This is a genomic window from Kitasatospora sp. McL0602, from assembly GCF_052076145.1.
Taxonomy (GTDB): domain Bacteria; phylum Actinomycetota; class Actinomycetes; order Streptomycetales; family Streptomycetaceae; genus Kitasatospora.
Map to the genome: position 1 here is coordinate 197522 of NZ_CP197246.1, position 13185 is coordinate 210706.

Genomic DNA, 13185 nt, shown 5'->3' on the forward strand with positions numbered 1-13185 from the left:
GATCACACTCCCCTTGCCGCTTACCATCCCCTATTTCTGCAGGCGGTCTTAGCGTGAACATTTCACGAAACAGGCATGGAAGGCCCTGGCGCCGGACAACCATCCGACTTACGTCCGACCAACCGTCACCCACCGCACCGGAGGCCCTTCGTGCGTAAGAGGATCATCGCCGCCGCCGCGAGCGCCGTACTGCTGCTGCTCGCCGTACCGGCCTCGGCCGCCGCCCCGACCCCGGGCGCGCCGGGGATCGGGGACCCGTACTACCCGACGTACGGGAACGGCGGTTACGACGTCTCGCACTACGACCTCAGGCTGAAGTACCAGCCGGCCACCGACCTCCTGGAGGGCACTGCGACGATTCTCGCCACCGCGACGCAGGACCTCTCCCGCTTCGACCTCGACTTCGCGCTGGACGTGAGCGAGGTGCTCGTCAACGGCCGCCCGGCGCGGTTCGCCGCCGACGGCGTGCAGGAGCTGGTGGTGACCCCGGCGGCCCCGCTGCCCAAGGGGTCGGCCGTGACCGTCGTCGTCCGGTACTCGGGCACCCCCTCCGAGGTCTCCCGGTACGGTTTCACCGCGTGGCACCGCACCCCGGACGGCGCGGTCGCGGCCGACGAGCCCGAATCCGCCTGGTGGTGGTTCCCGAGCAACGACCACCCGGCCGACAAGGCGACCTTCGACGTCTCCGTGCTCGTCCCCGAGGGGACGCAGGCGATCAGCAACGGCGTGCTCACCTCGCAGAGTTCGCAGCGCGGCTGGACGCGCTACAACTGGCGCGAGAACAAGCCCCAGGCGACCTACCTCGCCACTCTCGCGGTCGGCCGCTTCGACCTCACCACCGGCACCAGCGCCGGTGGGGTGCCGGTGATCAACGCCTACAGCAAGGACCTCGGCGACAACGACGGCGCGGCCCGCGCCAGCGTCGAGCGCACCGGCGAGATCGTCGACTGGCTGAGCGGCATCTTCGGGCCCTACCCGTTCAGCAGCGTCGGCGGGTACGTGCCGAACGTGCCCACCCACTACGCCCTGGAGACGCAGACCCGGGTCTTCTACAGCCCGGCCCAGTTCGCGGGCGGTGCCAACACCTCGGTCGTCGTGCACGAGCTGGCCCACCAGTGGTACGGCGACAGCGTCTCGTTGGAGCGCTGGAGCGACATCTGGCTGAACGAGGGCTTCGCCCGGTACGCCCAGTGGCTCTGGTCGGAGCACGAGGGCGAGGGCACCGCCCAGGAGCTGGCCGACTACGTCTACGCCTCGCACCCCGCCGACGACCCGTTCTGGCAGGTCGAGCCGGGTGACCCGGGTGCCGACGACCCGTTCGCCCTGGCGGTGTACGACCGTGGTGCGCTCGCCGTCCAGCAGTTGCGGGGTGCGGTCGGCGACGAGGCGTTCTTCCGCATCCTGCGGGCCTGGCCCACCGAGCACCGCTACGGCAACGCCACCGTCGCGCAGTTCCAGGCACTCGCCGAACGGATCTCCGGCAAGCCGCTCGGCCCGCTCCTGCAGACCTGGCTCTACACCCCCGGCAAGCCCGCCGGGCCTGCGCCGGCCGCCCTGCGCCAACCGCACTCCTGGCAGCAGATCGAGGCCACCGGCGAGCACGGGAGCCGAGCCGGGAGCCACGCCGACAGCCGAGCCGGAACCCGCGTCGGGGGTCAGCTCGGGGCGAGCCAGTAGGACTGGTCGAGCGGGGCGCGGCTGCTCAGGTCCGCCCGGACCTGAGCAGCCAGCTTGCGGGTGTCCCGGCGGTTGACCGTCGCGCCGATCCCGGCGCCCACCAGCAGCGGCGTGAGCGACGGCAGCCGCCGCAACGAGCTGCGGACCAGCCGATTGCGGACCTTCTGCCGCACCTCGGCCCCCACCGCGACAGCCGCCAGGCTGGCGGCGGGGGCGATCAACGCCGAGCGGTCGATGCCGCGCCGGTCCGCCCAGGCGGTGACGTACCCGGCGGTCCGCTGGGCGAGCGTGCCCTTGGGTGCCTGGCCGTAGACCTCGTGCAGCTCCGCGATCAGCTTGATCTCGACGGCGGCCACGGCCAGCGCCTCCGCCGCGATCTCCAGCGGCATCGCGGGCGGCACGGGCAGCATCGCCGCCGCGCCGATGCTCGCCCCGACCGCGCCGGAGGCCCGGCAGGCGCCCAGCACCAGGCGGTCGGCCAACTCCTCGGGGGTCGCCGCGTCCGGGTGCTGGGCCCGCAGGGTCGCCAGGTCGCGGACGGGGATGCGGGGCGCCGCGTCGAGCAGCCGGTCGGCGAGCGCCCGGCCGCCCTTCCCGGCGGCGGCGCCGCCCTTGCCGAGCAGCCCGGTGATCGAGGAGACCAGCGCAGCGGCCCGCCGCGCCCCGGTGGTCTCCCGGGGTTCCCGGCGCTCCATCTCGGTGGAGAGCGCCGCCAGCTCCTCGGCGGCCCGGCCGTCCCCCGGCTCCGCCCCGGCCTGCTTGCCGCGCCTGCGCATGATTCCCATGCAGAGCGCCTACCCGGACAGCGGCCCGGCCACCCCCGCACGGACCGTAATGTGCTCGCCCGGCCGCACCGGCCGCATTAGGTTGGGCGCCATGTCAGACATGTCAGAACTGCGTACCGAACGCCTGCACCTGCGCGGATGGCGGGACTCCGATCTCGACCCGTGGGCCGCGATGAACGCCGACCCCGAGGTCCGCGAGTACTTCCCCGGCCTGCTCACCCGGGAGCAGGCTGCGGGCTCGATCCAGCGCTTCCAGCAGGACATCACCGAGCGTGGGTACGGGTTCTGGGCCGTCGAGGTGGCGGCGACCGGCGAGTTCATCGGCTTCACCGGCCTGGACGCGGTCGACGACGGGATGCCCTTCACCGGCGTCGAGATCGGCTGGCGGCTCACCCGCAGCGCCTGGGGCCACGGCTACGCCACCGAGGCCGCCCGCGCCTGCCTCGACCTCGGCTTCCGGCAGCTCGGCCTGCCCGAGATCCTCGCCGTCACCGCCGTCGGCAACCTCCGCTCGCAGGCCGTCATGGAGCGCCTGGGCATGACCCGCGACCCCGCCGACGACTTCGACGACCCGGACGTCCCCGAGGGCCCGCTCCGGGCGAGCGTCCTCTACCGCATCCGCCCGTAGCGGGCGAGGCCGTAACCGAGGTCACCGGCGGGCCGTTGAAAAGATCATGAAGACGAACCGCACCCGCGGCCGCTACCTCCGCCCGGCCGTCGCCGCCTCTGTCGCCGCCACCGCCCTGCTCGCTCCCCTCCCGGCGGCCGCCGCCGCACCCCGGGCCGCCGGGTCGGTGGAGTTCAAGTACGACGCCCCGCAGATCTCGGAGGAGGGCGACCACGTCCGCTGGCACTGGACGGTCACCAACGCCACCGACGAGGCCGTCCACAAGGTCACGCTGAAGAGCACACTGACGCCGCACCTCCCCATCACCAACGTCTCCGGCCCCTGCGTCGTCTCCCAGACGGCGTCGACGGTGACCTGTACCTGGGACGACCTCCGCCCCGGGCAGTCGGCCGGCGGCGACATCGACGCCGACCTCCCCGAGGACCTGTCCGGCGCCGTGCAGATCAAGGGCCGGATCACCTGGCAGTCGGACGCCCAGGCGCAGGCCCAGCAACAGCCGAAGCCGCAGCACCCGTAACGGCAGGCGCCGGAAACGCCGGAATCCGGCCGTCCCGTGCGTGCAGCACGGGACGGCCGGATTCCTGGACGAGCGGGGTGACCCGGACAGGTCAGACGCTGAGGACCTGGCCCGGCAGGATCAGGTCGGCGTCGCCGCCGATGACCTTGGCGTTGTTGCTGTAGAGCGACTTCCAGTCCAGGCCCTTGGAGGCGGCGATGGAGCTCAGGGTGTCGCCGCTCTTGACGGTGTAGGTGCCACCGTTGCTCTTCGCGGGGGCGGCCGGGGCAGCCGGGGTCTTCTTGGCGGCCTTCGGGGCCTCGGCGGGGGCCGCAGCCTTCGGGGTGGCGGCCTTCGGCGCGGCAGCCTTCGGGGCAGCAGCCTTCGGGGTGGCGGCCAGCGGGGCGCGCTGCTCCGAGCGGGAGGCCGCAGCGGAGGAGGAAGAGGAGGAGGAGGACGAGGTGTCGACCTGGGCGGCGGCGCCACCCTTGGTCAGGCCCGCCTTGACGGAGCAGACCGGCCAGGCGCCGGGGCCCTGGTCGGCGAGCACCTTCTCGGCGACGGCGATCTGCTGCGCCTTGCTCGCCTGGTCGGCGGAGGACGCGTACTGGGTGCCGCCGTAAGCGGCCCAGGTGCTCGGGGTGAACTGCAGGCCGCCGGAGAAGCCGTTGCCGGTGTTGATGCTCCAGTTGCCGGTGCTCTCGCACTGGGCGACCGCGTCCCACGTGGACACGGAGGCGGCGGAGGCCGAGGTGGCCGTGACGAGGCCGGCCACCGGGAGGGCCACGAGGGCGCCACCCATGAGGGCCATCCGAACGCGGTTGCGCTTCGGGGCGGTGGTGGTGGCAGCGGCGGTCTCGTTACGGAAAGTCAATGCAGATCCTCTCGGAAACCCCGGGGTGGACATCACGACGAGACCCGCGAGGGTCAGGTCGGTACGTCTCGCTCGACGGGCGGCCGCTCACGTCTCGTACGTGGCCTGCCGCCCCGGCCACCCGCTCCGCGTTCACGACCACCGGGTGGGTGGGCGCTGCGGGGGTGAAACCCGGGTAGTGCTCGGTGCACTGGTTACGAAGTTACGAGCGAACCGGGGGCAGAGACAAGGATTCTGGCGAAATCCCAGCTCAGCACCTTGTTACCGCAGGTAATGGCAGAAGTGCGGGCCAGTGCTCAGGCGGATTCCGGCCCTCGGTCAAGATCGCCGAGGCCGCCGTTGTGCCCGCCGCCACACCCCGAACCGCGTGACGCCGGGCACGTTCTGCACCCGCCGCGACGGCTCAGACACGCACCGCGAGATTCTGCGCCGCCGGTTCGGCGCCTGCGGTGGCCCCGCTCACAGCGGCCTCGTCGCCCTCCCGGTCGAGGGCCCAGGAGAGCGCCGCGATCACGAATCCGACGGCCGCCAACCCGGCTCCGACCAGCGCGGGCGAGACCCAGCCGAGGCCCGCGCTCAGCGCCAGCCCGCCGAAGAACGCGCCCTGGGCGTTGGCCAGGTTGAAGGCTCCCTGGACGGTCGCCGAGGCAAGGGTGGGCGCTCGCCGGGCCTTCTGCAGCACCAGCGTCTGCACGGTGGGCACGGTCGCGAAGCCGAACAGGCCGATCAGCACCACCGTCACCGCCGCCGACCACTCGGTGCGCGCCGTCACCGAGAACGCGGCCAGCGCCAGCGCCATCAACAGGAAAGCCGCGCAGATCGCGGGCCGCAGCGCGCGGTCGGCCGCGTACCCGCCGATCGCGTTGCCGAGCGTCATCCCGACGCCGAACAGCGCCAGCACCAGCGTCACCGACCCCTCGCCGAAGCCCGCGACCTCGGTCAGGATCGGCGCGATGTAGCTGTAGCAGGCGAACAGGCCGGCGCAGCCGAACACCACGGTGCCGAGCGCCAGCCAGAGCTGCCCGCTCCGGAAGGCCGCCAGCTCCTGCCGCAGCCCGCCGTGCGGGTGGCTCGGCAGCTGCGGGACGAGCCGGGCGATCGCCAGCGTGCCGAGCGCGCCGATGCCGACGACCACGAGCATCGCGGCCCGCCAGCCCAGGTGCTGGCCGAGCAGGGTCGCGCCGGGCACGCCGACGATGTTGGCGATCGTCAGCCCCGAGAACATCACCGAGACCGCACGGGCCCGCAGGTGCGGCGCGGCAAGTTCGGCGGCGGCCACCGCCCCGGCACCGAAGAACGCCCCGTGCGGCAGCCCGGTGACGAACCGCGCCCCGACCAGCGGCCAGAACCCCGGCGCCACGGCGCAGAGCAGGTTGCCGAAGGTGAAGAGTGCGGCCAGCCCGGTCAGCACGGCCTTCCGGGGCAGTCGCGCGGTGGCGGCGGTGAGCAGCGGCGCACCGACCACCACGCCGACCGCGTACGTGGAGATCACCCAGCCGACCTGGGGGATCGAGACGTGCAGGTCGCCGGCGATCTGCGGCACGAGCCCCATAGCGGCGAACTCGGTGGTGCCGATCGCGAACGCGACGACGGCAAGGGCGACGAGCGCCAGCGGCATGACGTGGAATCTCCGAGGTTCGGGCCGGAGGCGGGCGCCGCTGACCGCCGGTCGTACGAGGGGTGCGGCGTGATTGTATCGGCCGGGTGAGTGCCAGAATTCGGACCGTGCGCGGCCGAGTGGTCGCGCCGTGGGAGGAGATGCTCGTGGACACCCAGGCCGGGCCGGTCGCCGCTGTCGACATCGGCGGCACCAAGATCGCGGCGGCCCTGGTGGCCGAGGACGGCACCCTGCTGGCCCGCACCCAGCGGCCCACCCCCGCGGACTCCGACGGCGAGACCGTCCTGAAGACCCTGCTGGACGCCCTCGACGAGCTGACCGCCTCCCCCGCCTGGACGGGAGTCCGGGCAGTCGGCGTGGGCAGCGCCGGGCCGGTCGACACCGCCCTGGGCACCGTCAGCCCCGTCAACATCCCCGGCTGGCGGGCCTTCCCCGTGGTCGAGCGGATCTCCGGGCACCTCGGCGGCCGGCTGCCCGTGGTGCTGGCCGGGGACGGCATCGCGATCGCCGCCGCCGAGCACCGCTTCGGCGCGGCGCGGCCGTACGACAACGCGCTGTGCATGGTCGTCTCCACCGGGGTCGGCGGCGGGCTGGTGCTGGGCGGCGCCCTGCACACCGGCCGGACGGGCAACGCCGGGCACATCGGCCACATCAGCGTCGACCTGAACGGCGACCCGTGCCCCTGCGGCGGCCGGGGCTGCCTGGAGCAGCTGGCCAGCGGCCCCGCGATCGCCCGCCACGCCCTCCGTACGGGCTGGCGCCCCCTCGGCGCCGACACCTCCGCCGCCGCAGTGGCCGTCTCGGCCGCCGCAGGCGACCCGCTCGCCCTCGCCGCCTACGACCGGGCGGGCCGCGCCCTCGCCGCAGGGATCGCGGCCACCGCGACGCTCGTCGAACTCGACGCCGTGGTCATCGGCGGCGGCGTGGCCCAGGCCGGCGAGCTGCTCCTCTCCCCCCTCCGCCGCCACCTCACCACCTACGCCGCTCTCCCCTTCACCACCGGCCTCCACCTCCACCGCGCCCAGCTCGGCCCCGACGCCGGCCTGGTCGGCGCCGCCGCAGTGGCGGCGTAGCCGCAGCTTTTGCTTTCAGGGGCGCGGGGCTCTGCTTGATTCACTGCGTGCGCGAACGAAAGGCCTCCGCCTGTCACCGGGCGGTCCGAGCCAGTTGCACCCCGAGACCGAGGTGCGCAGCAGGGTGCGACGTGCGCGCCCCTGGCGGCTTCGCCGTGAGCGCCGGAGCTCGCCGTGGGACGATGACAAGGCTTAGTTCCGACCCCCGGGCGGTTGCGTGATGCAGACCGACGAGCAGCAGCAGGGCTTGCTGATGGTGCCGATCGCCACCGCGCTGATCGACGGGGACGGCCGCATCCTGCACTGGAGCACCGACGCCGAAGCCCTGCTGGGGTACAGCGCCGAGGAGGCCGTCGGCGCGTTCGCGGCGCAGATCCTGGTGACCGAGGAGCAGCGGTCGCAGGTGCTCGGGCTGTTCGAGGGGATCGTGAGCGGGAAGGCCTGGTCGGGGGTGTTCCCGGTGCTGCACCGGGCGGGGCACCACGTGAACCTGGAGTTCCGTACGCATCCGATCGCGGGCCCGGACGGGCGGCCGCTGGTGCTGGCGGTGGCCTCGGACGTGACGGCGCTGCGCGAGCTGCAGGCGGACCTCACGGTGCTGGACGGGTTCTTCACGCAGTCGCCGGTCGGGATGGCCGTCTACGACCCGCAGCTGCGGTTCGTCCGGCTGAACGACGCGCTGGCGGCGGTGAACGGGATGGCGGTGGAGGAGCACCTCGGGCGGCGGGTGACGGAGATCCTGCCGGGGATCAACGCCACCGAGGTGGAGTCGGTGATGCGGCAGGTGCTGGCGACCGGCCGGGCGGTGATCGACACCCGCTCGCACGGCCGCACTCCCGGCGATCCGGACAACGACCGTGCCTGGTCGGCCTCGTACTTCCGGCTGGACCAGCCCAACGGCGAGGTGCTGGGCGTGAGTTCGACCATCGTGGACGTCACGGAGCACTACCGGGCGGAATCCCGGGCGGCCCGCGCCACCGAGCGGCTCTCGCTGTTGGTGGACGCCACCGCGTCGATCGGCACGACGCTCGATCTGCGGCGCACGGCAACGGAGTTGGCCGAGGCGATGGTGCCGCGGCTGTGCGACGTGAGCGGGGTGTACGTGCTGGAGCGGCTGGTCTCCGGCAAGCCGGACGACGCCTCGGGCGATCGCTGGGTGCGGCGTCTGGCGCTCTCGACCGTCGACCCGGAGTACCCGGTGGAGCATCTGCCGACGGAGGCGGTGTACCGGATACCGCCGGAGTCCGCCTACGCCGAGGCGATGGCCTCGGGCCGCAGCCTGGTGGCGCGTTCCTGGGAGCTGCCGCTGCTGGGCCCGGGGATACCGGAGGAGCGGATGCGCGCCTACCGGGGCAGGCGCTCGCGCTCGGTGCGGATAGCGCCACTGGTCGCCCGGGGGTCGGTGCTCGGCATGGTGGTGTACTCCCGGCGCGGGGAGCGGGAGTCCTTCCTGGAGGCGGATCTGACGATCGGCGACGAGCTGGTCTCCCGGGCGGCGGTCGCGATCGACAACGCCCGGCTCTACCAGCGCCAGCACGAGATCGTGTTGACCAGGGCGCAGGCGCTGCGCGAGGCGAAGGCGGCGCAGGAGCGGCTGTCACTGGTCAACTCGGCCTCGGCGAGCATCGGTACGACACTCGATCTGGCCCAGACCGCCCGGGAGTTGGCGCAGATCTCGACGCCCCGGCTGGCGGACATGGTGGTGGTGGAAGTGCTCGACTCGCTGGTGCAGGGCGAGACCTCCCCGCCGCCGGACCGGGCCGACCGCTCCGCGCTGCTGCGCCGGATGGCCTTCCACACCTCGCCCGCCTCCGCGATGCAGCCGGTGGCGCCGGTCGGCAGCGTGCACCGCTTCCACCCGTCCACGCCGTACGCCTGGGCGCTGGCTCACCGACGGCCGTTGCTGGTACCGAGGTTGGACCAGTCCGGGATGACCTGGTTCGCCGACGACCCGGAGCGGGCGGCGGCCATCGAGCGTGACGGGGTTCGCTCGATGATGGTGGTGCCGCTGATCGCCCGGGGTTCGACGGTGGGCGTGGCGGCGTTCTTCCGCAATGTCACCGAGCAGGTCTACACCGAGGAGGACTTGTCGCTGGCCGGTGAGTTGGCGGCCCGCGCGGCGGTGTCGATCGACAACGCGCTGCTCTACACGCGGGAGCGGGACGCGGCCCGGCAGCGGCAGCTCGCGCTGGAGGAGGCGCACGCCGCCCAGCAGCGGCTGGCCCTGCTCAACGAGGCCAGCACCCGGATCGGTACCACCCTCGATCTGCAGCGCACCGCACAGGAGTTGGTGGAGACGGTGATCCCGAGATTCGCCGACTTCGTCACCGTCGACCTGCTGGAGGCCGTGCTGGAGGGCGACGATCCCGCCCCCGTGCCGCCCGACGGCCGGGCGTTGATGCGGGCGGTGGCCGTCGGCGAGATCGGTGACTCCGCGACGATGGCCGGCGCGGCGGACGCGGTCGGCGAGGCGACCCGGTCGGCGAAGCTGTACGCGGAGAGCCTGCGGTCCGGGCGGTCGATCCTGGTCGCCGAGGTGGACGAGGCCGCGCTGCACCGGATCGTCGCCTCGCCGGACCGGGTCGAGCCCAGCCTGGCGGCGGGCGTGCACTCGTACCTGATGGTGCCGCTGCTGGCCCGGGGTGTGGTGCTCGGCGGCGCGGAGTTCATCCGGACGGCGAACCCGGAGCCGTTCGGCCCGGCGGACGTGGCGATGGCGGAGGAGCTGGCGGCGCGGGCGGCGGTCTGCATCGACAACGCCCGGCTGTACCGGCGCGAGCGGGACACCGCGCTGACGCTCCAGCGCAGTCTGCTGCCACAGGAGGTGCACCGCTCGCTGGGCATGGAGATCGCGTACCGGTACCTGCCGAGCAGTGTGGTCAGCGAGGTCGGCGGTGACTGGTTCGACGTCGTCCCGCTCTCCGGCGGGCGGGTCGCGCTGATCGTCGGCGACGTGATGGGCCACGGCATCCGGGCGGCCGCGACTATGGGACAACTCCGCACCGTGGCCCGGACGTTGATCACCATGGACATGGACCCGGCGCGGGTGATGCGGCGGCTCGACGAGGCCGCCTCGGCCGTCGGCGAGGGACAGTTCGCGACCTGTGTCTGTGTCGTCTACGACCCGCTCGACCGCAGCTGCACCGCCTGCTCCGCCGGGCACCTGCCGCCGGTCGTCGGCACTCCGGACGGCGCAGCCGAACTGCTGGAGCTCCCGACCGGGGCGCCGCTCGGCATCGGCGGGGTGCCGTTCGAGAGCGTCCGGTTCTCGCTGCCCGACGACGGCATCCTGGTGCTCTACACCGACGGGCTGGTCGAGCGGCGCGGCCAGGACCTCGACGAGGGCCTGGAGGTGCTGCGCCGCACCGTCGCCGACCGGCAGCCGACCCTGGAGCAGACCTGCGACGCCGTGCTCGCCGCCCTCGACGCGCACAGCGGGCAGGACGACATCGCCGTGATCATGGCGCACGTGCGCCCCGTCGACACGTACCGGCTGGCCGTTCTGCCGCTGGCCGGGGATCTCGCGATGGTCGGGCACGCCCGCCGGTTCACCCGCGACACGCTGGCCGGCTGGGAGCTGGGCACGCTCAGCGACCTGGCCGAGCTGCTCACCAGCGAGCTGATCACCAACGCCCTGACACACGCCGGGGCCCCCACCGAACTGCGCATCTTCCGCAACCGCCTGCTGACGGTCGAGGTCGCCGACATCGACAGCCACCCGCCGATGCTGCGCCGCGCGGCGGATTCGGACGAGGGCGGGCGCGGCATGCACCTCGTCAACGAACTGGCCCACCGCTGGGGCAGCCGCAGCACCACCGAAGGCAAGGTGGTCTGGTACGAGCTGGAGATCCCGCCCGGCGGCGCGTGGCACCCCGGCCCACCTCCCTAAGGCAGTACCACCATGGACACCCGACCCGCTCCGACCCCGCCCACTCCGGCCCGACCCGCCCGTCGACTCGCCGCCCTCCCCTGCGGACGGCGCAGCAAGTGGGTGGTGCTCCTGCTCTGGCTGGTGCTGGTCGCCGTGGCCGGGCCGCTGGCGGGCAAGCTGATGGGGGCGGAGGACAACCAGGCCTCCAGCTGGCTGCCCGGCAGCGCCGAGTCGACGCAGGTGCTGAAGGAGCAGCGGGCCTTCCAACCCGTCGACCTGGCCCAGGCGGTGGTGGTGTACGAGCGCGACACCGGGATCACGGCGGTCGACCGCGTCAAGGCGGCGCAGGACGCGACCGCCTTCGCCGGCGCCCCGCACGTGCTCGGCCGGGTGATCGGCCCGGTGCCCTCCGCCGACGGGAAGGCGCTGCAGACCATCGTGCCGGTCGACATCGGCACCGGCGGCTGGAACGACCTCCGCCCGGCCGTGGACAGCCTGCGCGCGACGGCCGCCACCGACAACCAGGGCATGGCGACGCACGTCACCGGCCCCGCCGGGGTGGGCGCCGACCAGGCGGCTGCCTTCGCGGGCATCGACGGCACGCTGCTGGTCGCGACGGTGGGCGTGGTGGTGGTCCTGCTTCTCCTCACATATCGTTCGCCCGTCCTTTGGATCCTTCCGCTGCTCTGCGCGGGCACCGCGCTGACGGGCGCCGAGGCGCTGATCTACCTGCTAGCCAAGCACGCCGGGCTGACGGTGAACGCGCAGAGTGCGGGCATCCTGATCGTGCTGGTGCTCGGCGCCGGCACCGACTACGCCCTGCTGCTGACGGCCCGCTACCGGGAGGAGCTGCGCCGGCACGAGGACCGGCACGAGGCGATGGCCTTCGCCCTGCACCGCGCCGGGCCCGCGATCGGGGCGAGTTCGGCGACGGTGGTCCTCTCGATGCTCTGCCTGTTGATCGCCGAGATGAACTCGACCCGGGGTCTCGGCCCGGTCTGCGCGATCGGGGTGCTGGTCGCGCTGCTGGCGATGGTCACGCTGCTGCCCGCGCTGCTGGTGATCTGCGGGCGGTGGGTGTTCTGGCCCGTGCGCCCGGCCTTCGGCACGCCGGAGCCGACGGCGAGCGGCCGTTGGGCCCGGATCGGCGGCTGGATCGGGCGGCGGCCGCGCAAGGTCTGGATCGGCACCGGCCTGGCGCTGGCGGCCTGCTGCCTCGGGCTGATCTCGCTGAACGCCAACGGCCTGAGCACGGCCGGGACGTTCACTGGCACCCCCGACTCGGTGACCGGCCAGCAGGTGCTGGCGGAGCACTTCCCGGCCGGCACCGGATCACCGCTGTCGATCCTCAGCACCGCCGGGTCCGCCGCGACCGTCCGGCAGACGGCAGCGAGCACGCCCGGTGTCGCGGACACCACGCCACCGCTGGTCAGCAAGGGCACGGCCTTCTTCCAGGCGACGCTGACCGACCCGCCGGACAGCAGCCAGGCCAAGGCGACGGTCGACCGCGTCCGGGCCGCCGTGCACGCCGTGCCGGGCGCGGACGCGAAGGTCGGCGGCAACACGGCGGTCGTCCTGGACATCCAGCGGGCGGCGAGCCACGACAACCGGGCGATCATCCCGGTGGTGCTGGTCGTGGTGATGGTGATCCTGGCTGGGCTGCTGCGGGCGATCGTGGCGCCGCTGGTGCTGATCGCCACCGTGGTGCTCAGCTACGCGGCGGCGCTCGGCATCAGCGCGTTCTTCTTCACGCACGTGTTCCACTTCGAGGGCGAGGACAACGCCTTCCCGCTGTTCGTCTTCGTCTTCCTGGTCGCGCTCGGCATCGACTACAACATCTTCCTGATGACGCGCGTCCGGGAGGAGGCGCAGCACCGGGGCACCCGTGCGGGCGCGGTGGCCGGGCTGGCCGCCACCGGCGGTGTGATCACCTCCGCCGGGCTGATCCTGGCCAGCACCTTCGGTGTGCTGGGCACCCTCCCGGTGGTGGGCTTCGCCGAGATCGGCTTCGCGGTGGCGCTCGGCGTGCTGCTGGACACGCTGGTGGTCCGTTCGGTGCTGGTCACGGCGCTGACGATGGATCTGGACCGGCGGATGTGGTGGCCGCACGCGCTGTCACGGAAATGAGTGCCGTCCGGGCACGGTGCTCTGCTAACGTCGAAA

The 13185-nt window shown here is 73.1% G+C and carries 9 protein-coding genes; 6 read left to right on the forward strand and 3 right to left on the reverse strand.

Annotation, left to right across the window (positions count from 1 at the left end; genetic code table 11):
- Nucleotides 1-150 precede the first annotated feature (150 nt).
- Nucleotides 151-1677, forward strand: a complete 1527-nt coding sequence (locus ACR68M_RS01020; RefSeq protein ID WP_441248445.1) for a M1 family metallopeptidase — start codon at nucleotides 151-153, stop codon at nucleotides 1675-1677.
- Here the strand turns inward: ACR68M_RS01020 and ACR68M_RS01025 are convergent.
- The gene (locus ACR68M_RS01025; RefSeq protein WP_441248446.1) at nucleotides 1656-2462 is read right to left on the reverse strand and encodes a hypothetical protein; all 807 of its coding nucleotides are present in this window, start codon (nucleotides 2460-2462) and stop codon (nucleotides 1656-1658) included. The genes ACR68M_RS01020 and ACR68M_RS01025 overlap by 22 nt on opposite strands.
- Before the next feature lie 100 nt (nucleotides 2463-2562).
- On the opposite strand from ACR68M_RS01025, the gene ACR68M_RS01030 reads away from it, so the two are divergent.
- Together ACR68M_RS01030 and ACR68M_RS01035 are read left to right on the forward strand one after the other, a co-directional pair.
- Nucleotides 2563-3090, forward strand: coding sequence for a GNAT family N-acetyltransferase (locus tag ACR68M_RS01030; RefSeq protein ID WP_441251796.1), 528 nt, complete (start codon nucleotides 2563-2565; stop codon nucleotides 3088-3090).
- A gap of 46 nt (nucleotides 3091-3136) precedes the next feature.
- Nucleotides 3137-3607: a hypothetical protein gene (locus tag ACR68M_RS01035; RefSeq protein WP_441248447.1), complete on the forward strand. Its 471-nt coding sequence runs from the start codon at nucleotides 3137-3139 to the stop codon at nucleotides 3605-3607.
- 91 nt (nucleotides 3608-3698) lie between these two features.
- On the opposite strand, the gene ACR68M_RS01040 is transcribed toward ACR68M_RS01035, so the two are convergent.
- Both ACR68M_RS01040 and ACR68M_RS01045 read right to left on the reverse strand, forming a co-directional pair.
- A complete protein-coding gene (locus ACR68M_RS01040) occupies nucleotides 3699-4460 on the reverse strand; it encodes a transglycosylase family protein (protein ID WP_441248448.1) in 762 nt (253 codons plus the stop codon).
- A gap of 403 nt (nucleotides 4461-4863) precedes the next feature.
- Nucleotides 4864-6078, reverse strand: coding sequence for an MFS transporter (locus ACR68M_RS01045; protein WP_441248449.1), 1215 nt, complete (start codon nucleotides 6076-6078; stop codon nucleotides 4864-4866).
- Nucleotides 6079-6218: 140 nt separating this feature from the next.
- Between ACR68M_RS01045 and ACR68M_RS01050 the strand changes: the two genes are divergently transcribed.
- The 3 genes from ACR68M_RS01050 to ACR68M_RS01060 all read left to right on the forward strand — a co-directional run bounded on the left by ACR68M_RS01050 (nucleotide 6219) and on the right by ACR68M_RS01060 (nucleotide 13149).
- On the forward strand, nucleotides 6219-7151 hold the full coding sequence (locus ACR68M_RS01050) for an ROK family protein (protein WP_441251797.1): 933 nt from the start codon (nucleotides 6219-6221) through the stop codon (nucleotides 7149-7151).
- A gap of 220 nt (nucleotides 7152-7371) precedes the next feature.
- Nucleotides 7372-11040 (forward strand): SpoIIE family protein phosphatase, encoded by a 3669-nt coding sequence (locus tag ACR68M_RS01055; protein ID WP_441248450.1) that lies wholly within the window; start codon nucleotides 7372-7374, stop codon nucleotides 11038-11040.
- 12 nt (nucleotides 11041-11052) lie between these two features.
- Nucleotides 11053-13149, forward strand: a complete 2097-nt coding sequence (locus tag ACR68M_RS01060) for an MMPL family transporter (RefSeq protein WP_441248451.1) — start codon at nucleotides 11053-11055, stop codon at nucleotides 13147-13149.
- Nucleotides 13150-13185: the final 36 nt, after the last annotated feature.